Origin of the sequence: Serratia silvae, assembly GCF_023282985.1 — a bacterium.
In the GTDB taxonomy this organism is placed as follows: Bacteria; Pseudomonadota; Gammaproteobacteria; order Enterobacterales; family Enterobacteriaceae; genus Chania; species Chania silvae.
This window is the reverse complement of the sequence record NZ_JAGQDC010000012.1, coordinates 1-24,479: the sequence shown is the minus strand read 5'-3', so window position 1 is coordinate 24,479 and position 24,479 is coordinate 1. Positions and strand designations below refer to the sequence as shown.

Genomic DNA, 24,479 nt, shown 5'->3' with positions numbered 1-24,479 from the left:
CAACCGCGCGGTAGTATAAAGGCAAGCCTGCAACATGGATATGTTCTTTTGTTATCTGAGGGTATGGAGGTGGGGTGAAATATGTTTTCTCAAACGTGGCAGGTGGGGTTGGATATCCAGGATCACAGCATCAGAGCGCTGGCTGCACAGCGTCGTCGCAACGGTTGGCAATTGCGCCACTGGTGGCAACAGGCATTGCCACACTCGGCGCTGCGGGCGGGGCATTTAGAGAGTTCGGAAATGCTGGTGACGGTACTCAAGCAGTGGCGTAGCCGGTTACCAAGACATATTTCCTTACGCATTGCTTTACCCGCGCAGCGGGTTTTACAGCAGACGTTGCCCTTGCCAGACCTCCGCCTGCAGGAGCCGGTTCGCCACGATTACATCACTACCCAAGGCCTGAAACAGTTTCCGTTAGACAGCCAGACGTTAGCAATGGATTACCGCCAGGCGCAGCCCAATACCCATCAGTTGTTGCTCACCGCAGCCCGCCAGCAGGAGCTGCAACAATGGCTGCATTGCCTGCAACAGGCGGATCTGCATCCCCATGTGATCGATATCGCGCCCAACGCGCTAAGCATGATGGCGGCATTTGCTGGCCTGGCTCCCGATGCTGGGCTGCTGCACCGCCTGGAGTCGGAATGGCTATGGGTTGCACCGCGAGCGATGCCCTTTACTTATGGCGTTTTGCCTGCGGGGGAGGCCGTCAGCGTCAAGCAGGCGTTGGCAGCTATGCGCTCAGCTTGCCCAGCTCTGGGGGCTAAAGAGGTGTATTACAGCAGCGTGCTGGACGAGGCCGCTCCGGAAGGCGCCATGCCTTGGTCACCGTTCACGGCTTTCAGCCGCTTATATCCACCGCTGCCTTCTCAGCCGATGGCGTTTGTTCTGGCTGGCGGGTTGGCGCTGCGCCGCGAGGATGCCTGATGTATCAGGTCAATCTATTACCCTGGCGCCTCAGACGGCAGCGGCAGCGCTATACCTTCTGGTTACGCTGTTTCGTTGTTCAATTGCTGTTGGTGCTGGCTATGCTCGCGGCAGTCTACTTTTTGCTGAACTACCAACAGGCAAGGCAACATTCGATGCTGCAGGGCTTAACGCAGCAAGACACTGAGATGGCAGGGCGTATTCAACAGACGCAGAAAATGATGGCCGAATTGGCCCGTTTGGCCGCAGAAAACGCCCGTTACCAGCACAATCGTGCGCTGAACCTGCGTTACCTGTCGCTATTGCAACAGCTCTCGGTAACGCTGCCTGACACTCTGTGGCTTACGGGGTTTGAAGGAGATCCCAAGGGGATCTCGCTGCGGGGGCGAGGTGGGGGGTATGCGGAGATCGTTACCTTTGAGCGGCGGTTGGCCGCGCTACCTTTGCTGCAGGGCTGCCGCCTGGTTGAAGTCACACAGCGCAAGGAGGGAGGGTTGGCGTTCACTTTCACGGCACGCTGGGGGCAGGATGGATAAGCCCCTGCAAGACTGGTTGCTCCCCTGGCTCGCCCGACCTGGTTGGCAGCTGCTGGCGGCTCAATGGTTGGTATTAACCGGGGTTGGGCTGTTGGCCTACATTGGGATGATCTCGGGGGAATGGCAACGGTGGGAAAGGCTGGATGAACAACGTCAGCAGTTGGAACTCCAGATTGCAGAGCATCAGCAGCAACTGAGCCGGCTACCGCCGTTAGCGGAGCTTGAGCAGCGTTTGGGGCAGCAGGTTTTGATCGTGCCTGATGAGCCGGGGGATTTTGGTGCTCAGCTCTATCAGCTTGGGGGGCGGCTGCTACGTTTCCAGCAGCAGGAGAATCCAGCCCAGCAAAAGATAAGGCTACAGCTAGATTACGTGGGCTTGCTGCGCTTGATGGAAGAGTTGCCATCCACCCGCAGGATTGGGCAAATGAAGATCGAGAGGCAGCCCGAAGGGTTAACCACTCAACTGATTCTGGTTAGCCCAAAAGAGGTGGTGGATGAATAAGGCGTGGTGGTGTTTGCTGCTGTTCTCGCCCCCGCTGTGGGCTGAACAGTATCGCGATCCGTTCCAGCCACCGTTAACGGTGGCCTGTGCCGCTCCTGCCGTTTCACCGGCTGGCTGGTGGCTGAAAGGGATTATTGGCACGCCTGAGTTGCGCTATGGCTGGGTGGTCACCCCGCAGGGGCAGTGGTTAGGGTTATTGCCCCGGCAGCGGGTGCTGGATGGAGAGTGGCAAGTGATGCAGATCCGGCCCCGGCAGCTTGAACTCGTTGCGCAGAATGGGGCAGAGGTATGTCGGCCACGCACGGGCAGTGTGGTGCTCACTTTGGGGGAAAAACCGTAAGGAAAGGCGATGAAAGGATATCAGTGGCTTTTGGTGGGGTGGTTGGCTCTTCCGTTGATGGTGATGGCGAGCGTACAGCAGGAAAAACCTGTGTCGCTGGCGTTCCATGATACCCCGGTCAGCCTGATTTTACAGGCGCTGGCGGAGTATCAAGATTTGAACATGGTTGCAGCCGAGGGGGTCGATACCAACCTCACGCTGCGGTTAGATAATGTTCCCTGGCAGCAGGCGTTGGCAGTGGTGTTACGCATGGGCAAGCTGACGATGACGCTGGAGGGTAATGTGATGATGGTCTTTCCATTGCCGGATGAGCAGGAGCAGCTTCGTCGGCAGCGGGCGTTGGCGCAGCAGGAGCCGTTGCACAACCTGACGATCACGCTGCAAAACGCAGAGGCCAGCGAGATAGCCCAGAGCCTGGATAGCCAACGTGGCAAATTATTGACCGAGCGTGGCAGCGTAGTGGTGGATAAACGCACCAACGCGCTGCTGCTGCGTGACACCGCTCAGGCGCTGGCACAGTTGAAAACCTGGGTGGCAGAGATGGATACCCCGCTGGAACAGGTGCAGCTGGCTGCCCATATTGTCACCATCAGCAGCGAGAATTTGCGGGAGCTTGGCGTAAGGTGGGGTCTGGCGGCAGAAGAAAGGCCAGCCAAAACGCTGCGGATAGACAATTTCAGCGTTGGCCTGCCGGTAGAGAACAGCGCCATAACGGCCGGTTTCCACCTGGCGCGCATCAGCGGGCGCATCCTGGATCTGGAACTGTCGGCGCTGGAGCAGGAAAATCAGGTAGAGATTATCGCCAGCCCGCGTCTGCTTACCGCACATCTGCAAACCGCCAGCATTAAGCAGGGCACGGAAATCCCCTACGAGGTGTCGAGCGGTTCCAGCGGTGCCACCTCGATCGAATTCAAGGACGCGGTGCTGGGCATGGAAGTCACGCCAAAGATTTTACCCAATGGCCGCATCACCCTGACGTTACAGATCAGCCAGAATATGCCCGGGCGTTCGATTAAACAGGGCGAAGGAGAGGCGCTGGCGATCGACAAGCAGGAGATTAAAACCCAGGTGACGGTGAAAGATGGTGAAACCATTGTCTTAGGGGGCATTTTTCAGCGCCAGCGCACTCAGGCGGCCGATAAAGTCCCTGGCGTGGGCGATATCCCCCTGTTGGGAGCGCTGTTCAAACACAGCAACCAGCAGCATAAAAGGCGCGAACTGGTGATTTTCATCACTCCGACGCTGATCAAGGTTTAAATTGTCTCGATCGTGATGTTTGGCGCGGTGACGACGCGAAGGCCAAATGAGGGAAACCGGCGAAAGTTATCGTTAATCTGCCAGATTACGACATCTTGTTACTTTTTCAGATAAACTCTAGGCGGAGATCTCGCTGCAATGCTTGGTTCATGAGGTATTAGTCCAAGATCCTAGCCGTTGAAAACGCTTAAAAGTTGGCAAGCAAATGCACTTTTTTTCGTGCCTTAGAGGCATCTGAGTTTGACGCTGCGGCAGATTTAGCTTACAAGGGTTACCGAATTGAGCACCGAGGTTTTTTTGTTAATGCTGTACCCGTCGTCTTCCAGGCTGAAACCTGGGATCCATAGGGTATAAGACGCCGTTAAAAACGTATGGTTTCCCTCCTGCGGCGTGGATAGTGATTTATTCGGTTGCCAAACTACCAAGAGTGTTGAGATAATTTTTCGTCTGATCTCGCACTATCGCTCATGAGGTTTCAGTTTAGGTCCCGCCGCTAATTTGATTGGCGGGGCGGGTTATCATTAACGAATTGTCTTAGTAATACCGAAAAACATGGCAGAGAAACGCAATATCTTTCTGGTTGGGCCTATGGGTGCCGGCAAAAGCACTATTGGCCGTCAGTTAGCTCAGCAACTCAATATGGAGTTTTTCGACTCCGATCAAGAAATTGAGCGACGTACCGGAGCTGACGTGGGCTGGGTATTCGACGTGGAAGGGGAAGAAGGTTTCCGCGATCGTGAAGAAAAAGTCATTAATGAACTGACGGAAAAGCAAGGGATTGTGCTGGCTACCGGCGGAGGCTCGGTTAAGTCGCGTGAAACGCGTAACCGCCTGTCGGCGCGTGGTGTCGTGGTCTATTTGGAAACCACTATCGAGAAGCAGTTGGCCCGTACCCAGCGCGACAAGAAGCGTCCGCTGCTGCAGGTAGACTCTCCTCCGCGTGAGGTGCTGGAAGCGCTGGCTAGAGAGCGTAATCCGTTGTACGAAGAAATTGCAGATGTCACTATCCGCACCGACGATCAAAGCGCTAAAGTGGTTGCCAACCAGATTATCAACATGCTGGAAAGTAACTGATAGCGGGTTCCGTGTTGGCCGCGGGCAAATGCGGAAATTCTGATTGTGTTCCCCGCGTTGGCGGGGATAAACCACACCGAGAACTGAGCGCGACATGGAGAGAATTACCGTAACGCTTGGGGAGCGTAGCTACCCGATTACCATAGCCGCCGGATTGTTTGACGATCCGGCTTCTTTTATGCCGCTAAAGGCGGGTGAACAGGTCATGCTGGTCACCAACCAGACTTTGGCACCGTTGTATCTGGAGCGTATCCGGTCGGTGCTGGAACAGGGCGGCGTAGTGGTGGATCAGGTGATTTTACCTGATGGCGAACAGTATAAATCTCTGGCCGTACTCGAGCAGGTGTTCTCGGCGCTGCTGGAAAAGCCCCACGGTCGCGATACCACGCTAATTGCCCTCGGCGGCGGCGTGATTGGCGATCTGACCGGCTTTGCTAGCGCGTGCTATCAACGCGGTGTGCGTTTTATCCAGGTTCCTACCACGCTGCTCTCGCAGGTGGATTCCTCCGTTGGCGGCAAAACCGCCGTCAATCATCCGCTCGGTAAAAATATGATCGGCGCCTTCTACCAACCGGCTTCGGTGGTGGTAGATCTGGACTGCCTGCGTACTTTACCGGCGCGTGAACTCTCCTCTGGTCTGGCGGAAGTGATCAAGTACGGGATTATTCTCGATGGTGATTTTTTCGTCTGGCTGGAAAATAATATTGATGCGCTGGTTGCGCTGGATATGGACGCGTTAGCGTACTGTATTCGCCACTGTTGCGAATTGAAGGCCGAAGTGGTGGCCGCCGATGAACGTGAAAACGGTCTGCGGGCGTTGCTCAATCTGGGCCATACCTACGGCCATGCCATCGAAGCCGAAATGGGCTACGGTGTCTGGCTGCATGGTGAGGCCGTGGCGGCTGGCATGGTGATGGCTGCTGAAACAGCACGCCGCCTGGGCCAGTTCGCGGCTGACGACATCGTACGGATCAAGGCGCTGCTGTTACGCGCCGGGTTGCCGGTTTGCGGGCCGCAGGAGATGGCGCCTGAGGCCTATCTGCCACACATGCTGCGTGATAAAAAAGTGTTGGCGGGGGCGTTGCGTTTGGTATTGCCGAAGGGCATTGGTGAAGCAGAAGTTCGTGGCGGTGTTGACCATGAGCTGGTGCTGGCATCCATCGCTGACTGTTTACCAACACAGCGCGCGTAAGTCGGTTACACTCAATAGCGTTAACGTTTCGCCAGGTCGGCTGTACCTTGCCCGCCGGGCAATTCCATGGATGGCGTAATTTGACGCAGGTCGACAGTGCTTGAGCTTGCGGGCTATAACAGTAGCTTGGCTGCTGTTAGACTTTATATTAATTAGTGCGCAGGGCGAGACAGATGTCGCTTTGCCATCATCGGGTTAATAGTCTCTAACCACCTAGGTGGCGAGATTTTGCCTCTAGTTGGAGGGTTTCAGATGGATGAATTTAAACCAGAAGACGATCTCAGGCCTGATACCAGCGATCGCCGTCCTTCGCGTTCACGTCGGCCAGCCGCAACTGGGCCGCGTTTTGCCGTTTCACGCCAGCATATGATGATTGGGATTGGCATTTTGGTACTGCTGTTGCTGATCATCGGTATCGGTTCGGCGCTGAAGGCCCCCACCAAGCACGAGGTTGCGCAACAAGGGGCAACCCGCGACATCAATCTGTCGGGCTCATCGTCGCTGACCACCAGCAACAACGGCGTTGCGGGCGGCACTACGGATACCAACGATAACAACGGTGTCAGTACCTCTCAGCCTCAGACTGTTAGTGTCCCACCGATCTCCAGCACGCCGACCGAAGCACAGCCTGTAGCGTCACAGGGCGGTGCTGGTGAGCGTGTCGATCTGCCTGGCAACATGGCCGATGCCTTGTCATCACAGCAAGGTCAGGTTGATGCTGCTGCCGCGCAAAATATTAATGCCCCAGTTTCCGCTTTGCCAACCGCTCCGGCGACCGTGATGAACGGTGTTGCCGCGCGTCCGGCGGCGAATAACAATGCAACCGCTGCGACGCAGCCGCATAAAACGCCTGCCACCAAGCCAGCAGCAACTAAGCCGACAGCATCGGTCAAACCTTCTGCGACCACCACCACGGTTTACACCCCACCGGCCAAAGGCAAGAGTGGTGTGGTGAGCGGCAGCGGAAGCTCACTGAAAACCGCACCGGGTAGCCATTACACGCTGCAGTTGAGCAGTGCCTCACGCTCCGATACGTTGAATGCCTTTGCCAAGCAACAGAATTTGCCACACTTTATGGTGTATGAGACTAAGCGTGATGGTAAACCCTGGTATGTGTTAGTGAGCGGCAACTACGCTTCTTCGGCGGAGGCCAAGCGTGCTATCGCTACGCTGCCGGCGGACGTTCAGGCGAAAAAACCATGGGTCCGCCCTGTACAGCAAGTACAGCAAGACCTGAAAAAATAATCATTAATTTTGTGCGCTGATGTGCTGTCTGAAGCAGAGTACATATCCGCCGCTCTGAATTGTAATAAGTAGCTAACTGACGGCATGAAGAAAAACCGCGCTTTTTTAAAATGGGCTGGTGGAAAATACCCGCTGATAGACGAGATCCGTCGTCATTTACCAGAGGGTAACTGCTTAATCGAGCCCTTCGTGGGCGCGGGTTCAGTCTTCCTGAACACAGAGTACGAGGCTTATATTCTCGCCGATATCAACAGCGACCTTATCAGCCTGTATAACATCGTTAAGCTGCGCACGAATGATTTCGTGCGCGATGCCCGCTTGCTTTTCACCGACGAATTCAATAACTCAGACCAGTTCTACCTGCTGCGTGAAGAGTTCAACACCACCACTGATGAGTATCGGCGCGCGCTGCTGTTCCTGTATCTGAACCGCCACTGCTATAACGGCCTGTGCCGCTATAACCTGAGTGGTGAGTTTAATGTGCCGTTTGGGCGTTACAAGAAACCCTACTTCCCGGAAGAAGAGCTGTATTGGTTTGCTGAAAAGTCACGCAATGCCACTTTTGTCTGCGAGCACTATCACGCTACCATGGTGAAGGCGACCCAAGGGGCGGTGGTCTATTGCGATCCTCCTTATGCTCCTCTGTCGGCAACGGCGAATTTTACCGCCTATCACACCAACAGCTTCAGTTTGGCTGATCAACAAGGGTTGGCGCGCATTGCGCATCAGCTGTCGGTTGAAAGCCAGGTGCCGGTGTTGATTTCCAACCATGACACCGAGCTGACGCGTGACTGGTATCAGCATGCTTCGCTGCATGTGGTGAAGGCTCGTCGCACCATCAGCCGCAATATTTTAGGCCGCAGTAAAGTGAACGAACTTCTGGCGCTGTACAAAAAAGCTGAATAACTCGAACCCTACGTTTGGAGAAGCGGATGAAAAAGTTTTTGATTGCCCCGTCCATTCTGTCTGCAGATTTTGCCCGCTTGGGTGAAGATACTGCCAAGGTGTTGGCCGCCGGTGCCGATGTGGTGCATTTTGACGTGATGGATAACCACTACGTACCTAATCTGACGATTGGGCCAATGGTGTGCGAAGCCTTACGCAATTACGGCATTACCGCGCCGATTGACGTCCATCTGATGGTAAAACCGGTCGATCGCATCGTGCCGGACTTTGCCAAGGCAGGGGCAACCTACATCTCTTTCCATCCCGAAGCTTCCGAACACGTCGACCGCACCATCCAACTGATCAAAGAGAACGGCTGCAAGGCGGGCCTGGTATTTAACCCAGCGACCCCGTTGAGCTATCTCGATTACGTGATGGACAAGATCGACGTGATCCTGCTGATGTCGGTCAACCCCGGTTTTGGCGGCCAATCCTTTATCCACGGCACGTTAGACAAGCTGCGTCAGGTTCGCAAACTGATCGACGAAAGCGGCCGCGATATTCGCCTGGAAGTTGACGGCGGCGTGAAGGTAGACAACATTGCCGAGATCGCAGCGGCGGGTGCGGACATGTTCGTGGCAGGCTCGGCCATCTTTGGCAAGCCGGATTACCGTGCGGTAATCGATCAAATGCGTAGCGAACTGGCGAAGGTAAGTCATGGCTGATTTTAGCGCTATCCGCGGTCTGGCCTTCGATCTCGACGGCACGCTGGTAGACAGTGCGCCGGGTTTGGCCGCGGCCATCGATCTGGCGTTGGCGGAAATGGATCTGCCGCAGGCCGGTGAGGCCCGTGTCGGAACCTGGATTGGTAACGGTGCCGATGTATTAGTCCAACGTGCGCTGCGTTGGGCTGAGGTGGAAGCCACTTCGGAACTGTGCCTGCAAATGCGTCAACGTTTCGACCATTTCTATGCGCAAACCGTCGAGAGCGGCAGCCGCCTGTTCCCACAGGTGACAGAGACGCTGACCCAGTTGGCCAAGCTTGGCTACCCGCTGGCGCTGGTCACCAACAAACCTACCCCCTTTGTCGCTCCTTTGCTGACGGCCCTCGGCATTATCGACTTTTTCTCGCTGATCATCGGCGGCGACGATGTGGTGGAGAAAAAGCCACATCCTGCTCCGCTGTATCTGGTGTTCGGCAAGCTTGGCCTGCGGGCCGGTGAAGTGCTGTTCGTCGGGGATTCGCGCAATGATATTCAGGCGGCGCAGGCGGCAGGTTGCCCGAGCGTCGGTCTGACTTACGGATATAACTACGGTGAAGCGATCGCCCTGAGCCACCCTGACCGCGTGTTGGAGCGCTTCGCCGATTTGTTGCCCGCACTTGGGCTGTCATCTTTAGAAGATCGGGAAATTTAACTATGAGTAAGCCCATCGTTTTCAGCGGCGCGCAGCCGTCCGGTGAACTGACTATCGGCAACTACATGGGGGCGCTGCGCCAGTGGGTGCAGCTGCAGGACGAGTTTGATTGCATCTATTGCATCGTCGATCTGCATGCCATCACCGTGCGTCAGGATGCACAACAGCTGCGAAAAGCCACCCTGGATACGCTGGCGCTGTACTTGGCCTGTGGTATCGATCCAGAGAAAAGCACCATCTTCGTACAGTCCCATGTGCCGGAACATACGCAACTGAGCTGGGTGCTGAACTGCTACACCTATTTCGGTGAACTGAGTCGTATGACCCAGTTTAAAGACAAGTCGTCGCGCTATGCGGAAAACATCAACGCCGGTCTGTTCAGCTATCCGGTACTAATGGCGGCAGACATTCTGCTGTACCAGACCAATCAGGTGCCTGTCGGTGAAGATCAGAAACAGCATCTGGAACTGAGCCGTGACGTTGGCCAGCGTTTTAACGCGCTGTACGGCGACGTGTTCAAGGTGCCGGAGCCGTTTATCCCGAAATCCGGCGCGCGCGTGATGTCGCTGCAAGAGCCAACCAAGAAGATGTCCAAGTCGGACGATAACCGTAACAACGTGATCGGCCTGCTGGAAGATCCGAAGGCGGTGACCAAGAAGATCAAACGTGCGATGACCGATTCCCAGGATCCGCCGGTCATTCGTTATGATGTTGCCAATAAAGCGGGAGTGTCTAACCTGCTGGATATCCTTTCCGGCGTGACCGGCAAGAGCATTGCCCAACTGGAAGCCGAGTTTGAGGGGCAGATGTATGGTCACCTGAAGGGTGCCGTAGCAGAGGCCGTGTCTGGTATGTTGGTTGAGCTGCAAGAGCGTTACCACCGTTTCCGCAACGATGAGGCATTCCTGCAACAGGTGATGCGTGATGGCGCGGCGAAAGCCCGTGCTCGTGCTCAGGAAACCTTGGCGAAGGTATATGAAGCCGTAGGGTTTGTACCGCATCCATAATGGATGCAGACAAAGCCCCAGCCTAAATCTGAAGCGGCCACAAGGGTCGCTTTTTTTATGCCATTTTGCTCAGTTCTGCCGGAGTTTGTCGGCTGGCGAACCAGTTCAGCTTGCTGCGCAGGCTGACGACGCTGCCAACGATAATCAGGCTTGGGCTGGCAGCCTGTTTGGCTAGCTCACCCAACTGTGCCAGCTCGCCTTCGATCACTCGTTGGTGAGTTGAGGTGCCGTTCTCGACCAGCGCGACGGGCATCGAGGAAGCCATGCCGTGAGTGATCAACTGCCGCTGGATTTCCGCCGCCTGGCTTAATCCCATATAGAACACCAGCGTTTGCTGCTTGGCGGCAAGCTGTGCCCACTCCAATCCGCCGTCGGACTTGGCATGGCCCGTCACCAAGCGCACGCTTTGCGCGTGATCGCGGTGGGTGAGGGGAATGCCGCTGTAGGCCGAGCAACCCGAAGCCGCGGTGATCCCCGGCACCACAGAGAAAGGTATATCCGCTTCGGCCAGCGTTTCCAGCTCTTCGCCACCCCGGCCAAAGATGAAGGGATCGCCCCCTTTCAGCCTGACGACGCGCAGGCCTCGCCTGGCCTGTTCTACCAGGATCTGATTGATTTGCTCTTGTGGTACGCAGTGATGCCCGGCACGTTTTCCCACAAAGATGCGTTCGGCATCGCGCCGTACCAAAGTCATAATCTCTTCAGAAACCAGGCGGTCGTAAACGACCACGTCAGCCTGCTGGATCTGTTGCAGGCCTTTTAGCGTCAGCAGGCCTGCATCGCCTGGCCCTGCGCCCACCAGCACCACTTCGCCCTGTTCTTCAGGCCGCTCGGCAAAAAGCTTTTCAATCTGTTGGTTAGCCTGCGGGGTATCGCTGTTGGCCAGAGACTGCGCCAACCTGTCGTGCAAGAACAGCTTTTCCCAGAAACGGCGACGAGCGCCAATGCTGTCAAACTGCTGCTTCACCCGCTGGCGCAATGAACCCGCCAACTGAGCCAGTTGACCCAGATGTTGCGGCAGAATAGCTTCCAGTTTTTCCCTTAGCAAACGTGCCAGCACCGGGGCTTTCCCCCCAGAAGAGACTGCCACCATAATCGGCGAACGATCGATAATCGAAGGCATGATAAAGCTGGCGCGTTTGGGGTCGTCCACCACGTTGCAGAACACCTGCTGTTGGTTGGCGCACTGATAGACCAGGGCGTTAACTTCCACCCGGTCGGTTGCGGCAATGACTAACCATTTTTCTGCCAGCAAGTCGGTGGAAAACTCACCTTCTACCAATGTCACCTGGCCCTGTTCGGCCCAGATAAGGAATTGTTCACTGAACTGGATAGAGTTGACGGTTAACTGCGCACCAGCCTCCAGCAGCAGGCGAGCTTTACGTTCAGCGACTTCCCCGCCGCCGACCAGCAGGCAGGCTTTGTGTTGCAGTTGGCAGAAAATGGGTAAGTAATCCATCGGCAATCCTCGGAGAAGTGGATAACGGGGGCGATCGTTCCCCCCCCAAATTATTATGCGTTTTGGCGTGCAGCGGCAATCTCAACCTGCGGGCGCTGAGCACGTGGCGTGGCGTACCAGTAGCCGAGGCCCATAAAGACGGCACCAGAGACCATATTGCCCAGAGTCACCCACAGCAGGTTATGACCGATACCGCTCAGGGTATAGGTTTCGCTGTGGTGGCCGAACCAGGATAGGGCAAACAGCGTCATGTTAGCGACTGAGTGCTCGTAACCGGAAGCGATAAACGCCAGCAAACACCACCAGATGGCGATAAATTTGGCCGCGCCTTCAACGCGCAATGCCATCCAGATCGCCAGGCAAACCAGCCAGTTACACAATACGCCTTTGAAGAACAGCACTTCTGCCGGGGCAGTGGTTTTTGCCAGCGCCACGGTATGAACCAGGCTGGTATCTATTGGCAGCAGGCTACCGCCGCCGTAATAATACATCAGTGCGACCAGCACCGAACCGAGCAGATTACCCAACCAGGTTTGTGGCAGTACGGCCCACATCTGGCTGTGCTTGATGGTACCGGCCTTGACGCCCAGCATCAGAAACATGGTGTGGCCGGTGAACAGCTCTGAACCGGCGATGATCACCAGCGTCAGTGCGATACCGAAGGTGGCTCCCATGACTAACGGACGGATGGACGGATCCACCAGGTTGCCGAGGGTAAAGATCAGGATGATGCCAAGGCCGACATAGGCCCCGGCCATAGCGGAACTGATCCAAAAGCCGAGTGGACTCTCTTTGGCCAGTTTGACGATGCGTGCCGCGTTGGCAGCGCATTTGTTGATGGTGTCGGTGAACATAGATTTCCCTGGGAATTATACCCTTCGTCTTTCGAACTGTAGCGTTGTTAGCTGCACGAACTCACCCCAGTCACTTACCAAAAGTAAGCTCCTGGGGACTCATTCGCTTGCTGCCTAGCTACAATCCGAAATCCATTGGGTAGTCAATAAAAGTGTTGGATAGTTTCTAAAAACGATAATGTAGCGAAAATCAGTTCGTTCTGTTAGCCACCTGAACCAGGCCGTCGACTACCCGGCTGGCGAAGCTGGCCACTGAGCGGCTCTCATCTTCCAGGCAGAAACCGTCGTGCAGACGGAAATGCTGTTTTTTCAGCGGGCTGGCGACCCATAGCTCACCCTGATGCTCGGCAATCAGGCCGCGAGAAAGTACGCTGGCCTGGGCAAACGGGTCGATATTGCTGATGGCAAACAGCCGTTCGTCGGCATAGGGGCGGAATATCGCCACCTGCTGGGTGCCGATCAGCGCACACACGCCGGTCGCGGGCAGAATATCGGCGATGGGGCAAACGGTGATCCACTGGCTCATGCGTTGTTCTCCTCGGTTTCCAGCAAGGTGACGGGAATGCGTTCATCTGGGCGTGCTGGGCGATGTTGCTCGCGCTCAGCCACGACCTGAACGCTAGGATCGCGCTGGCTGTTGTTAATAAAGTGAGCGAAACGTACCTGTGATTCAGGATTTTCGACAGTTGCTTTCCATTCGCAGATCACTGCTTCACGCAGGCGAGCAATTTCGGTTTCCAGTTGTGCATTGATGCCCAGCTTGTCGTCGATAATCACCTTGCGCAGATAATCGATGCCGCCTTCCAGGCTTTCCAGCCAGACCGAGGTACGCTGCAACTTATCGCCGGTGCGGATGTAGAACATCATGAAACGGTCGAGGTAACGCATTAGCGTTTCGTTATCGAGATCGGCTGCCAGCAGATCGGCATGGCGCGGTTTCATCCCGCCGTTGCCGCATACATACAGGTTCCAGCCGTTCTCGGTGGCAATAATGCCGACGTCTTTCCCCTGCGCTTCAGCACATTCGCGGGTACAGCCGGAAACGCCAAACTTCATCTTGTGTGGAGTACGGATGCCTTTGTAACGGTGTTCAAGCTGCACGCCGAAACCAACGCTGTCACCTACGCCATAGCGGCACCAGGTGCTACCGACGCAGGTTTTGGCCATTCGCAGCGCCTTGGCGTAGGCGTGGCCGGTTTCGAAACCGGCGGCGATCAGCTTGCTCCAGATGGCGGGCAGATCGTCTTTCTGCGCGCCGAACATGCCGATACGCATTGAGCCGGTCATCTTGGTGTACAGATTGTATTCTTTGGCGATCTTGCCTACGGCGATCAGACCTTCCGGCGTGATTTCACCACCGGCAGAACGTGGGATCACCGAGTAGGTGCCGTCTTTCTGGATGTTACCCAGGAAGTTGTCGTTGGTGTCTTGTAGCGGCGTGTGCTGCGGCTTGAGCACATACTCGTTCCAGCAGGAGGCCAGCAGTGAACCGGCGGTCGGTTTACAGACTTCACAGCCGTAACCTTTGCCGTATTTCGCCAACAGCTCGTCAAAGGTCTTGATGCCTTCAACCCGGATCAGGTGGTACAGCTCCTGGCGGGAATAGGCAAAGTGTTCGCACAGGTGATGGTTAACCTCGATGCCCTGTTTGCTCAGCTCGGCGTTCAACACCTGGGTGATCAGTGGAATACAGCCGCCGCAGCCGGTACCGGCCTTGGTCTCGGACTTGATCGCCGCCACGGTATGGCAACCCATATTCACCGCTTTGATGATATCGCCTTTGCTGACGTCGAAGCAGGAACAGATCTGCGCGGTTTCTGGCAGCGAATCTACGCCGATGGCCGGTTTGCTGCCGGCATGGGCTGGCAGGATCAGGCTGTCCGGGTTTTCCGGTAGTTCGATATTATTCAGTGCAAGCTGCAGCAGGTTGCCGTAGTCGCTGGTGTCGCCGACCAGCACCGCGCCGAGCAACGTTTTATTGTCTGCGCTAACGACCAGGCGCTTATACACCTCTTTGCTTTCATCCAGATAGACGTAGCTGCGGGCGCCTTCGGTACGCGCGTGCGCATCACCAATACCTCCCACATCAACCCCCAGCAGTTTCAGCTTGGCGCTCATATCGGCGCCCTGGAAGCTGTTTTCACGGCTCAGCAGATGGTCGGCGGTGACCTGAGCCATCTTGTAGCCCGGCGCTACCAAGCCGAAGGTGCGCTGCTGCCAGGAGGCGCATTCACCAATGGCGTAAACGTCCGGATCGGAGGTCTGGCAGTTATCGTTAATCGCAATACCACCGCGTGGGGCGGTAGCCAGCCCACATTGGTGAGCCAGTTTGTCCTGCGGGCGGATGCCGGTTGAGAAGACGATAAAATCGACCTCCAGCTCGCTGCCGTCGGCAAAGTGCATGGTTTTGCGTGCGCTTTTGCCGCCGTTGATGATTTCAGTGGTGTTCTTGCCGGTGTGGACTTTGACACCCATGCGCTCGATCTTGCGACGCAGCTGGTCGCCGCCCATCGGATCGAGCTGTTCTGCCATCAACATCGGCGCGAACTCGATCACATGGGTTTCCACGCCGAGGCTTTTCAGCGCGCCCGCCGCTTCCAGGCCGAGCAGGCCACCACCCACCACCGCGCCACGTTTACTGCGGCGGGCGCAAGATTCGATGGCGTTGAGATCTTCGATGGTGCGGTAAACGAAGCAATCCTGAGTTTCTGAACCTTTGATCGGCGGGATCCATGGATAGGAGCCGGTTGCCATGATCAGCTTGTCGTAATAAACCGTGCGGCCGGTATTGGAGTGGATCACTTTCTCTGCGCGGTTAATGGTGATCGCGCGCTCGCCGACCAGCACGTTGACGCCCTGTTTTTCATAGAAACCTTCGCGAACCAGCGAAAGTTCTTCGGCAGTGTGGTGGGAGAAATAGGAGGAAAGGTGTACGCGGTCGTAGGCGATGCGCGGCTCTTCACAAAAGATGGTGATTTCGAACTGGTCTTTGTCTGCCTTTTCCAGCAGATCTTCGATAAAGCGGTGGCCGACCATACCGTTGCCGATAACCGCGAGTTGGACTCTGCTCATTATTGCCTCAAAATTCTGATTTCCTGCATGTACCTTATTCCTCCCCGAAGGCAATTTATTGATACAGGTCAAGATAGCCCCTATATACCTCTAAGGTGGTATATCTATGATTTTTATCGATATTTGATAAGTTGTGGTTTTTGCTCAACTTTAGCTGAATCGAGACAGTTAAGGAAAAAATACTCATTGAGGAGTAGTCAGAGGGAGGAAAGCCAATCGGTGATTTTGTCAGCCCGCGGTTGCCCAAGTATGATGAACCAAATGGGAGCCGAGCAGAGGTAAATAATGGCGAACAATCCGGTAAAGTTTATCGATAATCTGCGCCTGAGCGGGCATGAAGGACTATGGCAGTTGGCCATCGATCAGGGGCGGATCGCGCACATCATTCCACAGCCTGAGGGGGTGGAGTGGCGCAGCGACGTGTTGGATGCCGAGGGTGGGCTAGCGCTGCCGCCGTTTATCGAGCCACATATCCACCTGGATACCACGCAAACTGCCGGGCAGCCCGCCTGGAACCAGTCCGGCACGCTGTTTGAAGGCATTGAACGCTGGGCGGAGCGCAAAGCACTGCTCACCCATGAAGACGTGAAGCAGCGCGCCTGGCAGACGCTGAAATGGCAAATCGCCAACGGTGTGCAGCATGTACGCACCCATGTCGACGTGTCCGATCCTACACTGACCGCGCTGCGCGCCATGCTGGAGGTCAAACAGGAGGTCGCTCCTTGGATCTCGCTGCAGATCGTGGCCTTCCCTCAGGAAGGGATCCTGTCATATCCCAATGGAGAAGCCCTGTTGGAGGAAGCGTTACGGCTAGGAGCGGATGTGGTCGGGGCTATCCCGCATTTTGAATTCACTCGCGAATACGGCGTGGAATCGCTGCACAAGGCCTTTGCCCTGGCACAGAAATATGATCGGCTGGTGGACGTGCACTGCGACGAGATTGACGACGAGCAGTCCCGCTTTGTGGAGACCGTGGCCGCGTTGGCGTTGAAGCTGGAGATGGGCGCCAAGGTTACCGCCAGCCATACCACCGCGATGCATTCCTATAATGGGGCCTATACCTCACGGCTGTTCCGGTTGCTGAAGATGTCTGGTATCAACTTCGTGGCCAACCCGTTGGTGAATATTCACCTGCAAGGGCGATTTGATACCTATCCTAAACGGCGTGGCATCACCCGGGTGAAAGAGATGCTGGAGGCGGGCATTAACGTCTGCTTCGGCCATGACGACGTGTTCGATCCCTGGTATCCGCTGGGCACCGCCAATATGTTGCAGGTGCTGCATATGGGGCTTCATGTTTGCCAACTGATGGGCTATGGCCAGATCGATGACGGTTTGAATCTGATCACCACCCACAGCGCACGAACCCTGAACCTGACGGATTACGGTTTACGTGCGGGCAATAGTGCTGATTTGGTCATTCTTCCGGCAGACAGCGGTTTTGATGCGGTACGCCGCCAGACGCCGGTGCGTTATTCGATCCGTGCTGGTGCGGTCATCGCGGCCACTCAGCCTGCGCAAACCACGCTGTATCTGGAGCAGGCAGAGCAGGTCGACTTCAGGCGTTAGACATAAAAAAGGGTTCTGCGTTGGCAGAACCCTCATGTGGAAAGCTAACAGAAATTAATGCGTGGTATGCCCATGGTTGCGGTGCTTGGTCACAAAACCGAGCAGCAGACACATCACAAACACGGCCAGATACAGGCCATTGGCCGTTGTCAGCGCGGCATGGACTCCGCTGCTGGCAACAATCGGGCCGGTGACCACGAAGGTCAGCATGGTGCCGATGGTGCCGCAGGTCAGGATAAAGTTAACCAGTTTCGGTGAAGAAACCTTGGTCTGCTGTGAACCGAGCGTGATCAGCGTGGTGTAGATCGCGCTGGAGACGAAGCCCAGAGCCATGATGTAGTAGCTCAGGTACTCAGGATTATCGGTGCTGATAAACAGGTACATGGCACCCGTTGCCAGTGCGGCCAGCACGGTAACGATGCGTTGCAGGTCAAAGAAACGCAGCACGAAACTGAACACCCACATACCGATCATGTAAGAAGTCCAGAAATTGCTGACTACTTTGCCCGCCTGGTCGATATTCATGCCGAAGGTTTTGGTGGCGTATTCCGGCACCCATTGGATAAAGCCCAACTGGCCAAGGATGTAGCATAGCGCGGCGATAGCCAGAAACAGCACACCGACGCCCCATTTCTCTTTCACCACCGGCTCACTGCTGTTCTCTCCTTTGTTACCCAGAACCGGGAACTCGGAGCACAGCGTCAGCACGAAGATGGCCAGGTACAGCAACCCGATACAGGCGTAAACCCAATACCAGCCAATGCTACGCGCCAGCAGCATCGCGGCAACGATTGGGAAGATCATCCCGGCCATGCTGAAGAAAGAGTCGGTAAACAGCAGGCGTGAGCCACGTTGGCGGCCAGCATACATATGGGTGATCAGGAAGGTACCGATCGACATGGTGATACCGCTGACCACGCCGAGCACAAACATGCACAGCGAGAACAGGGTCAGGCTTTTGCCCACCATCAGCCCGGCGATGGCCAGCAGCATCAGGATAAAGCCAAAGATCAGCTGACGTTTCAGCGGAATGATTTCCATCAACCAGGCATTGAGGAAGATTGAAATCAAAATACCCGCGTTAAGGAAGGTAAAGGTATTGCTCATACTGGAAACCGGCAGATTGAAATACTCTGCGATGTTTCCCATCACCATCCCTGTGACGATCACTAATGCACCGGTCAGCGCATAAGAGAAGAAGCTGATCCATGTTAGCCGGATGCGGTTGCTGTCATTCATGTAATAGGCCTGATTATCTTTGTTGTGGTTTATACCCGTAGGCTGTCAGGCCGTAACCTGAGATCCCTAAGGTTTAAAGCTGGCATAAGGCCGCTGGTTTTTCCTGGTAAAAATAGGAAAAGATCCCGATCAGGCCACCAGGAGGCGGATCCTAGCATAGACAACGGGAGTTTATGTGACGAGCATCGATTTTTTGATGCAAGGTATGAAAGGTTGTTAAGTTTTGTGTGATCAGTTACCGAGTGTGGCGATCGAATCGCGTTGGATGATGGTCGGCTCAAAGCGCACTGGCGCGGTCAGTGGATCGATCAGCAGACGAGCGGCATACTGTGCCATCTCGGTAATAGGGAAATGTACGCTGGTGAGCGCTGGGCGGACAAAAGGCGCCCGCTCGCCGCTGTCATAGCAGACCAACGAAATATCCTGCGGTACGCGCAGATGACGTTCATTGATCGCCAGCAGGGCACCCATCGCCATTTCTTCGTTGCAGCAGTAAATCGCCGTAGGCTGCATTTTGCTGCGCAGCAGTTGGTCAGCGCACTGGTAGCCGCTTTCCAGGTCATACACCCCTTCCGGGCAGCCTAGCGGTTGCAGGTTGGCGGCCTGCATGGCATTGAGGAATCCTTGTAACCGCAGTTGGCTGGAGGCTCGCTGGGCTGGGCCGCTGATACAGGCAATGCGCCGATGACCGGCATCGATCAACTGCTGGGTAGCAAGCTGGCTGGCGTAAACGTGATCGAAGGTGACGCAGCGATCTTCCAGACCGGGTACCAGGCGATCCAGTAGCACAAAGGGGGGCTGTTCAGCAGCCAACTGGCGTAGCCGATCGTCACTGAGACAGCGCACGTGCAGGATCACGCCGTCGCAACGCAGGCTGAACAGGCGTTGGATCGCCAGCAGTTCATTTTCTGCACTGTTACGGCCTTGGGTCACCAGCAGCTGTTTACCGTTGGACTCGGCTTCGGTTTGAACGAAATCCATCAGGGCGCCAAAGAAGCCGCCACGGTATGAGGTGGTGACCAAACCCAGGGTGTTGCTTTGGCTGGATGCCAGCGCTCTGGCCGCGGGGTTGGGGGTGTAGCCCAATTCGGCCACCGCCTGTTTGACCTTCTCGCGGGTGACTGCTTTGACTTTGTTGTCGCCGTTGACCACGCGTGACACAGTCGCGCGGGATACACCCGCTATTGCTGCAACATCTTCCAGCGTCACCATTTTGTTGCTCCTGATTCTGGGCTTATCCCCTAGATTACAGGAGATAAGTGGGCCCGGCGAGCCGAACCCGGTGTTGATAGTTATCCGTTAAACTGCGGTAAATAGGCTTTATTCACCTCCAGCACCTCTTCCAACAGCGGCTGGGCAATTTGGGCGTTAGCGACCAGGGGATTGGTGACCAGCGCCAGCAGACCACTGCGGCGATCGCCATGTACGGCGGCTTCGATCGTCAGGCGTTCATAGGCTTTAACCTGCTGGGTCAGCGCATGCATGGATTCCGGCAGTTGGCCAAACGTCATCGGATGGGCGCCCTGAGCATCGACGATACAGTTGGTTTCTATCACAGCATCGTCTGGCAAACCGCGAATAGCGCCACGGTTTGCGGTATTGACCACTAATTGCGTGCCAAGATTGTTGTGAATAGCGCGGATCAGCTCCAGCGCCACCTCTGAATAGAAGGAGCCGCCACGGAAACTGAGTTGCTCGGGCTTGCTGTCGAGATGCGGGTCAGCATACAGCTCGAACAGCTCCTTCTCCACTTTCATCACCTGTTCAGCGCGGGTGCCGCGCTCGGCAGCGGCGGCAATCTCTTCTGCCAGCATCTCTTTGGTCTGGTAAAAATAACGGTGATAAGGGCAGGGGATCGCACCAACGGCACGCAGGAACTCTGGCGGCCAAGGCTCTTCCTTGATGTTGTTCATGGTCAGCGCGGCACCGTCACACAGCATGTCGATCACCTTGCCGGTCACGTCCTTACCGTTTTGTAGCACCTGGTGGACCCACACCATGTGGTTTAACCCGGCGAATTGCAGCTGTACCTCTGCGTAAGGGGCCTTCAGCATATTGGCGATCATGTGATGCATGCTGATCGGCACGTTACACAGGCCGATGATTTTCGCCTTGGTATAGCGTGAAACGGCTTCGGTCACGATACCTGCCGGGTTGGTAAAGTTGATGATCCAGGCATCGGGGGCCAGCTGTTCTACCTTGCGGGCGATGTTCAGCATCACCGGGATAGTACGCAGCGCCTTGGCGAAACCGCCAACGCCGGTGGTTTCCTGGCCGATCAGTTGGTATTTCAGCCCCAGGCGTTCGTCGGCTGCCCGCGCTGGCAATTGGCCTACACGGAACTGGGTGAGGACGAAACTGGCACCGCGAATGGCCTCGTCCAGGTCGAAATGCACGCTGACCTTCACCTGCTCCAAGCCGTTACGGGCCAGCATACGCTGGGTTAAGGCAGCAATGATCTCGACCTTCTCCCGGCCAGGCTCAACGTCTACCAGCGCCAGCTCGGTCACTGGCAACTCTTCAATTCGCAGGATCAGGCCTTCCACCAGCTCCGGCGTGTAGCTGCTGCCACCGCCAATGATGGCGATTTTTAATGAACTCATGAGCGAGCCTCCTGCTGTGCCTGACGGCGATAAAGTTCGATCATGTCATCGGCCAGATCCTGAATGACCATGGCGTTCATCAAATGATCCTGCGCGTGCACGGTGATCAGGGTGATGGCCAGTTTGCCGCAGCCTTCGTCCATGCCAATCAGTTGGGTTTGAATGCGGTGGGCCTGCTTTACGGCCTGCCTGGATTCGGCCATATGTTCGGCTGAACCGGTGAAATTACCGGCACGGGCCTGTTGCAAAGCCATCAGTGCGCTGCTGCGGGCGCTACCGGCAAATACCAGCAGCTCCATAATGGTGCTTTCAAAATCCTGGCTGACTTCAGCCATCAGTTCAGTCACGTTATTTCTCCTGTTACTGCGCGGTGGCGGCGTTGCTGGCTTCGCGTTCGGCCTCGGCCTGCTCGTGTTCCTGCGCCAATAGTTGTTTTTCATACACTTTGAAGAATGGCAGCCAGATCGCCAGGTCTATCACCATTAGCACCAGCACCAATACGGCGGCACGAATATCCCAGGAGGCGGAGATCATCGCTCCCAGCGGTGCCGGAGCGGTCCAGGGGGCCATCGCTACCATTTTCTCCACCATGTCCCAGTGCAGGGCGAAATAAGCCAGAGTGGCGTTAACCATCGGCACCACAATCAACGGGATAAACAGCGTTGGGTTCATCACCACTGGCGAACCGAACAGCAGCGGTTCGTTGATATTGAAAGCCGCCGGGACCACGCTCAGCTTGCCGATGGTGCGCAGATGAATTGAGCGGCTGCGCAGGTAGAGGAAGGCCAACACCAGCGTGGAGCCAGAGCCGCCGATACAGACATAGAACGACCAGAATGGCGCGGTTAGCGTTTGGGTCATGGCTGCACCGTTTGCGACCAGCGCGGCGTTGGTGGCCAGGTTAGCCATAAAGATCGGGTTCAGCAGGCCGGTCACGATGTTGTCGCCGTGAATACCGGCAAACCACAGCAGGTTGGCAATCAGTACCGCCACGAGGATGGCCGGCAGCGTATCGCCAACGGAAATCAGCGGCTGGAATACCTGCATAATTGCTGCTGGCAGCAGCAGTTGGAATTCGCTTTGCATCAGGAGGCTGATGGGATAGACCGTCAACAGAATGCCCACTACCGGATACAGCAGTTCAAACGAACGGGCAATGGCGGGGGGAACCTGTTCCGGCATACGGATGGTGATATTGTACTTTTTCAGCAGGCGGATCAGTTCGACCGACCAAATGGCGCAGATCAGGGCGGTGAATACCCCCTGACCACCCAGAAAATCGAGGGACATCTTGTTGTCGACCTGCGGCGCAGAGGCCAGCAGGAATGCCATCAGCGATAGCAATGCGGCGGTCAGGGCATCCATTCCGTAGTGCTTTGCCAAACTGTAGGCGGTACCAATAGAGACAAATACGCTCATCAAACCCATGGTCATAAAGAACGGCATGGTGATGGTGTCCCAGTGCTTCTTGGCGAACCCTAACCAGGCTTGGCCGAAGCTGGAGGTGGTGGTCGCGTCAAACGGCGGGTTGGCGATGATCAGCATGATACTGCCGACGATCAAAAACGGCATGGCGCTGATAAAACCGTCACGAATGGCAATAATATGGCGCTGGCTACCAATCCGGCCGGCCAGTGGCGCAATATGGTTTTCGACCACGCGCATCAGGGAAGCGTATAGGCTCATGGGGTTCTCCGCGGCGTCAGGCGATCAGGCTGAGGGCTTTGTCTAATACCTTGTCACCGCGCAGGGTGCCGTAATCCATCATGTCGATGACGGCAACCTGCAGGCCATGCGGCTCGGCAAGCTGGCTGAAGCGGGCCAGTTCGTATTTCACCTGTGGCCCCAACAGCACCACGCTGGCGGTTGTCAACTCGGCTTCAAAATCCGCAGCTGGTACGGCCACAATCTCTACGGCCAGTTCACGCTTTTGCGCTTCGGTTTGCATGCGTTTGACCAGCATGCTGGTGGACATCCCTGCGGCACAGCACAGCACTATCTTCTTCATTATTGCTCTCCAGTATTATTATGGTTATAAGCGCCAATGAGAGCGCTCTCATTTGTTTAGCCTAGCTGGATTGCAAAACCAAACCGGGATTCATGTCGCAAAAAACGACGAAGGGCGAAAATGGGCAAATAATGCGTGATCGGCTTGGCAAATATCAGTACGGGGATCATACTGTCCGCAGGATAAAGTCGGGCGCAGTCAGAAACGTCTGGCAATTGAGTAAATATAGGTAAATGGCTGGCGCTACTGGGCACAGCTCTTTAGAATCAAAGCGCTTTTCCGTTGTTTGTATCTCAAAGAAAGGACCCGTTCATGTTCAAACGTACTTTAGTGACCTTCGTTGCGCTGTGTTCCCTGACAGCCATGGCACCCGCCGCATTAGCCGCCGGTGAAACCCACGTCATGCTGACCACCTCGGCAGGGAATATCGAATTGGCGCTCGACAGTCAGAAGGCTCCGGTCTCAACCAAGAACTTTATTGACTACGTGAACAGCGGTTACTACAACAACACCGTTTTCCACCGCGTGATCCCAGGTTTCATGGTTCAGGGCGGTGGTTTTACTGCGGATATGCAGCAAAAAACCACCAATGCACCGATCAAGAACGAAGCCGACAACGGCCTGCGTAACCTGCGTGGCACTATTTCCATGGCGCGTACCGCCGATAAAGACAGCGCCACCAGCCAGTTCTTCCTGAACGTGGCAGACAATGCTTTCCTCGATCATGGCCAGCGTGATTTTGGCTACGCGGTATTTGGCAAGATCGTTAAAGGTATGGACGTGGTTGATAAAATCTCCCAGGTGCCAACCGGTAACGTGGGCCCTTACCAGAATGTCCCTAGCAAACCGATTGTGATCCTGTCGGCCAAAGTGTTGCCATAAATCGCCCAAGCCGGTCCCTGCCTAGGGATCGGCCTGCTTTTCCCTCTCGAAGCTTTGCCTGCATCACTGTTTTCTTTGACCCCGCGTGATTTAATTACCCGCCTATAAGCAGACCGGATACCCGGCACTTTTTTGATCGCCCCGTTGTTCAGGATGAGTCGTTTTTATGTACGAATTTAACCAGGTGTTACTGCTGCTACAGCAGATGTGCGTGTACCTTGTCATTGCCTATCTGCTGAGCAAGACGCCGCTGTTTATTCCGCTGATGCAGGTGACCATCCGTCTGCCGCACAAGCTGCTGTGCTACGTCATTTTCTCGGTGTTCTGCATTATGGGCACCTACTTTGGCCTGCATATTCAGGACTCCATCGCCAATACCCGTGCAGTTGGTGCCGTGTTGGGCGGGCTGCTGGGT

Annotated in this window: 25 protein-coding genes; 15 read left to right on the top strand and 10 right to left on the bottom strand. The window is 55.7% G+C overall.

What is annotated here, in order from left to right:
- Positions 1–81: 81 nt before the first annotated feature.
- From pilM to trpS, 12 genes are all read left to right on the top strand, one after another.
- Positions 82–924 (top strand): type IV pilus biogenesis protein PilM, encoded by an 843-nt coding sequence (gene pilM / locus KAJ71_RS14995; protein ID WP_248946479.1) that lies wholly within the window; start codon positions 82–84, stop codon positions 922–924.
- A complete protein-coding gene (locus tag KAJ71_RS14990) occupies positions 924–1,460 on the top strand; it encodes a PilN domain-containing protein (protein ID WP_248946477.1) in 537 nt (178 codons plus the stop codon). Before pilM ends, KAJ71_RS14990 begins: the two co-directional genes overlap by 1 nt.
- On the top strand, positions 1,453–1,962 hold the full coding sequence (locus KAJ71_RS14985; RefSeq protein ID WP_248946475.1) for a hypothetical protein: 510 nt from the start codon (positions 1,453–1,455) through the stop codon (positions 1,960–1,962). The genes KAJ71_RS14990 and KAJ71_RS14985 overlap by 8 nt, the downstream gene beginning before the upstream one ends.
- Complete coding sequence (locus KAJ71_RS14980) at positions 1,955–2,302, top strand: hypothetical protein (protein WP_248946474.1); 348 nt, start codon at positions 1,955–1,957, stop codon at positions 2,300–2,302. Before KAJ71_RS14985 ends, KAJ71_RS14980 begins: the two co-directional genes overlap by 8 nt.
- A gap of 9 nt (positions 2,303–2,311) precedes the next feature.
- Positions 2,312–3,559, top strand: a complete 1,248-nt coding sequence (gene hofQ, locus KAJ71_RS14975; protein ID WP_248946473.1) for a DNA uptake porin HofQ — start codon at positions 2,312–2,314, stop codon at positions 3,557–3,559.
- A 552-nt stretch (positions 3,560–4,111) separates the two neighbouring features.
- Complete coding sequence (aroK, locus tag KAJ71_RS14970; RefSeq protein WP_005271698.1) at positions 4,112–4,633, top strand: shikimate kinase AroK; 522 nt, start codon at positions 4,112–4,114, stop codon at positions 4,631–4,633.
- Positions 4,634–4,727: 94 nt separating this feature from the next.
- The gene (gene aroB / locus KAJ71_RS14965) at positions 4,728–5,825 is read left to right on the top strand and encodes a 3-dehydroquinate synthase (protein ID WP_248946471.1); all 1,098 of its coding nucleotides are present in this window, start codon (positions 4,728–4,730) and stop codon (positions 5,823–5,825) included.
- A gap of 252 nt (positions 5,826–6,077) precedes the next feature.
- On the top strand, positions 6,078–7,070 hold the full coding sequence (locus tag KAJ71_RS14960) for an SPOR domain-containing protein (protein WP_248946469.1): 993 nt from the start codon (positions 6,078–6,080) through the stop codon (positions 7,068–7,070).
- An 84-nt stretch (positions 7,071–7,154) separates the two neighbouring features.
- Entirely contained in the window at positions 7,155–7,976 is an 822-nt protein-coding gene (gene dam, locus KAJ71_RS14955; RefSeq protein WP_248946467.1) for an adenine-specific DNA-methyltransferase, read from the top strand.
- Between the two features lie 26 nt (positions 7,977–8,002).
- Positions 8,003–8,680, top strand: coding sequence for a ribulose-phosphate 3-epimerase (gene rpe, locus KAJ71_RS14950; RefSeq protein ID WP_024482734.1), 678 nt, complete (start codon positions 8,003–8,005; stop codon positions 8,678–8,680).
- Positions 8,673–9,371: a phosphoglycolate phosphatase gene (locus KAJ71_RS14945; RefSeq protein WP_248946465.1), complete on the top strand. Its 699-nt coding sequence runs from the start codon at positions 8,673–8,675 to the stop codon at positions 9,369–9,371. Before rpe ends, KAJ71_RS14945 begins: the two co-directional genes overlap by 8 nt.
- 2 nt (positions 9,372–9,373) lie before the next feature.
- A complete protein-coding gene (gene trpS / locus KAJ71_RS14940) occupies positions 9,374–10,378 on the top strand; it encodes a tryptophan--tRNA ligase (protein ID WP_248946464.1) in 1,005 nt (334 codons plus the stop codon).
- A gap of 55 nt (positions 10,379–10,433) precedes the next feature.
- On the opposite strand, the gene cysG is transcribed toward trpS, so the two are convergent.
- The 4 genes from cysG to nirB all read right to left on the bottom strand — a co-directional run bounded on the left by cysG (position 10,434) and on the right by nirB (position 15,763).
- A complete protein-coding gene (gene cysG, locus KAJ71_RS14935) occupies positions 10,434–11,837 on the bottom strand; it encodes a siroheme synthase CysG (RefSeq protein ID WP_248946462.1) in 1,404 nt (467 codons plus the stop codon).
- Positions 11,838–11,890: 53 nt separating this feature from the next.
- Entirely contained in the window at positions 11,891–12,691 is an 801-nt protein-coding gene (gene nirC / locus KAJ71_RS14930) for a nitrite transporter NirC (protein ID WP_248946461.1), read from the bottom strand.
- Between the two features lie 190 nt (positions 12,692–12,881).
- Complete coding sequence (nirD, locus tag KAJ71_RS14925; RefSeq protein ID WP_248946460.1) at positions 12,882–13,217, bottom strand: nitrite reductase small subunit NirD; 336 nt, start codon at positions 13,215–13,217, stop codon at positions 12,882–12,884.
- A complete protein-coding gene (gene nirB / locus KAJ71_RS14920) occupies positions 13,214–15,763 on the bottom strand; it encodes a nitrite reductase large subunit NirB (protein ID WP_248946459.1) in 2,550 nt (849 codons plus the stop codon). The genes nirD and nirB overlap by 4 nt, the downstream gene beginning before the upstream one ends.
- Positions 15,764–16,048: 285 nt before the next feature.
- Here nirB and KAJ71_RS14915 point away from each other — a divergent pair, with 285 nt between their 5' ends.
- Complete coding sequence (locus KAJ71_RS14915; RefSeq protein ID WP_248946458.1) at positions 16,049–17,332, top strand: cytosine deaminase; 1,284 nt, start codon at positions 16,049–16,051, stop codon at positions 17,330–17,332.
- 54 nt (positions 17,333–17,386) lie between these two features.
- Here KAJ71_RS14915 and tsgA read toward each other — a convergent pair whose 3' ends face one another.
- The 6 genes from tsgA to KAJ71_RS14885 form a co-directional block, all read right to left on the bottom strand.
- Positions 17,387–18,571 carry an MFS transporter TsgA gene (gene tsgA, locus KAJ71_RS14910; protein WP_248946456.1) on the bottom strand — a complete coding sequence of 395 codons (1,185 nt, stop codon included), beginning with the start codon at positions 18,569–18,571 and terminating at the stop codon, positions 17,387–17,389.
- A gap of 231 nt (positions 18,572–18,802) precedes the next feature.
- Positions 18,803–19,783, bottom strand: a complete 981-nt coding sequence (locus KAJ71_RS14905; protein ID WP_248946455.1) for a LacI family DNA-binding transcriptional regulator — start codon at positions 19,781–19,783, stop codon at positions 18,803–18,805.
- An 80-nt stretch (positions 19,784–19,863) separates the two neighbouring features.
- Positions 19,864–21,174: a 6-phospho-beta-glucosidase gene (locus tag KAJ71_RS14900; protein ID WP_248946454.1), complete on the bottom strand. Its 1,311-nt coding sequence runs from the start codon at positions 21,172–21,174 to the stop codon at positions 19,864–19,866.
- Positions 21,171–21,509 carry a PTS lactose/cellobiose transporter subunit IIA gene (locus tag KAJ71_RS14895; protein WP_248946577.1) on the bottom strand — a complete coding sequence of 113 codons (339 nt, stop codon included), beginning with the start codon at positions 21,507–21,509 and terminating at the stop codon, positions 21,171–21,173. Before KAJ71_RS14895 ends, KAJ71_RS14900 begins: the two co-directional genes overlap by 4 nt.
- A gap of 25 nt (positions 21,510–21,534) precedes the next feature.
- A complete protein-coding gene (locus KAJ71_RS14890; RefSeq protein ID WP_248946452.1) occupies positions 21,535–22,860 on the bottom strand; it encodes a PTS sugar transporter subunit IIC in 1,326 nt (441 codons plus the stop codon).
- 16 nt (positions 22,861–22,876) lie between these two features.
- Positions 22,877–23,182: a PTS sugar transporter subunit IIB gene (locus KAJ71_RS14885; protein WP_248946451.1), complete on the bottom strand. Its 306-nt coding sequence runs from the start codon at positions 23,180–23,182 to the stop codon at positions 22,877–22,879.
- Between the two features lie 312 nt (positions 23,183–23,494).
- Here KAJ71_RS14885 and ppiA point away from each other — a divergent pair, with 312 nt between their 5' ends.
- The gene (gene ppiA / locus KAJ71_RS14880) at positions 23,495–24,064 is read left to right on the top strand and encodes a peptidylprolyl isomerase A (protein WP_021181682.1); all 570 of its coding nucleotides are present in this window, start codon (positions 23,495–23,497) and stop codon (positions 24,062–24,064) included.
- 166 nt (positions 24,065–24,230) lie between these two features.
- Positions 24,231–24,479 (top strand): LytS/YhcK type 5TM receptor domain-containing protein (locus KAJ71_RS14875; protein ID WP_283106785.1); only part of this gene is annotated, 249 nt, incomplete at its 3' end.

What these genes read in the sequence shown, in the direction of transcription:
- nirB (WP_248946459.1), bottom strand. Translation starts at nt 15,763, where the DNA reads ATGAGCAGAGTCCAACTCGCGGTTATCGGCAACGGTATGGTCGGCCAC.
- KAJ71_RS14905 (WP_248946455.1), bottom strand. Translation starts at nt 19,783, where the DNA reads ATGGTGACGCTGGAAGATGTTGCAGCAATAGCGGGTGTATCCCGCGCG.
- dam (WP_248946467.1), top strand. Translation starts at nt 7,155, where the DNA reads ATGAAGAAAAACCGCGCTTTTTTAAAATGGGCTGGTGGAAAATACCCG.
- KAJ71_RS14915 (WP_248946458.1), top strand. Translation starts at nt 16,049, where the DNA reads ATGGCGAACAATCCGGTAAAGTTTATCGATAATCTGCGCCTGAGCGGG.
- nirD (WP_248946460.1), bottom strand. Translation starts at nt 13,217, where the DNA reads ATGAGCCAGTGGATCACCGTTTGCCCCATCGCCGATATTCTGCCCGCG.
- hofQ (WP_248946473.1), top strand. Translation starts at nt 2,312, where the DNA reads ATGAAAGGATATCAGTGGCTTTTGGTGGGGTGGTTGGCTCTTCCGTTG.
- aroB (WP_248946471.1), top strand. Translation starts at nt 4,728, where the DNA reads ATGGAGAGAATTACCGTAACGCTTGGGGAGCGTAGCTACCCGATTACC.
- KAJ71_RS14960 (WP_248946469.1), top strand. Translation starts at nt 6,078, where the DNA reads ATGGATGAATTTAAACCAGAAGACGATCTCAGGCCTGATACCAGCGAT.
- KAJ71_RS14990 (WP_248946477.1), top strand. Translation starts at nt 924, where the DNA reads ATGTATCAGGTCAATCTATTACCCTGGCGCCTCAGACGGCAGCGGCAG.
- nirC (WP_248946461.1), bottom strand. Translation starts at nt 12,691, where the DNA reads ATGTTCACCGACACCATCAACAAATGCGCTGCCAACGCGGCACGCATC.
- KAJ71_RS14900 (WP_248946454.1), bottom strand. Translation starts at nt 21,174, where the DNA reads ATGAGTTCATTAAAAATCGCCATCATTGGCGGTGGCAGCAGCTACACG.
- KAJ71_RS14945 (WP_248946465.1), top strand. Translation starts at nt 8,673, where the DNA reads ATGGCTGATTTTAGCGCTATCCGCGGTCTGGCCTTCGATCTCGACGGC.
- KAJ71_RS14980 (WP_248946474.1), top strand. Translation starts at nt 1,955, where the DNA reads ATGAATAAGGCGTGGTGGTGTTTGCTGCTGTTCTCGCCCCCGCTGTGG.
- KAJ71_RS14985 (WP_248946475.1), top strand. Translation starts at nt 1,453, where the DNA reads ATGGATAAGCCCCTGCAAGACTGGTTGCTCCCCTGGCTCGCCCGACCT.
- cysG (WP_248946462.1), bottom strand. Translation starts at nt 11,837, where the DNA reads ATGGATTACTTACCCATTTTCTGCCAACTGCAACACAAAGCCTGCCTG.
- aroK (WP_005271698.1), top strand. Translation starts at nt 4,112, where the DNA reads ATGGCAGAGAAACGCAATATCTTTCTGGTTGGGCCTATGGGTGCCGGC.
- pilM (WP_248946479.1), top strand. Translation starts at nt 82, where the DNA reads ATGTTTTCTCAAACGTGGCAGGTGGGGTTGGATATCCAGGATCACAGC.
- ppiA (WP_021181682.1), top strand. Translation starts at nt 23,495, where the DNA reads ATGTTCAAACGTACTTTAGTGACCTTCGTTGCGCTGTGTTCCCTGACA.
- KAJ71_RS14895 (WP_248946577.1), bottom strand. Translation starts at nt 21,509, where the DNA reads ATGGCTGAAGTCAGCCAGGATTTTGAAAGCACCATTATGGAGCTGCTG.
- KAJ71_RS14885 (WP_248946451.1), bottom strand. Translation starts at nt 23,182, where the DNA reads ATGAAGAAGATAGTGCTGTGCTGTGCCGCAGGGATGTCCACCAGCATG.
- tsgA (WP_248946456.1), bottom strand. Translation starts at nt 18,571, where the DNA reads ATGAATGACAGCAACCGCATCCGGCTAACATGGATCAGCTTCTTCTCT.
- rpe (WP_024482734.1), top strand. Translation starts at nt 8,003, where the DNA reads ATGAAAAAGTTTTTGATTGCCCCGTCCATTCTGTCTGCAGATTTTGCC.
- trpS (WP_248946464.1), top strand. Translation starts at nt 9,374, where the DNA reads ATGAGTAAGCCCATCGTTTTCAGCGGCGCGCAGCCGTCCGGTGAACTG.
- KAJ71_RS14890 (WP_248946452.1), bottom strand. Translation starts at nt 22,860, where the DNA reads ATGAGCCTATACGCTTCCCTGATGCGCGTGGTCGAAAACCATATTGCG.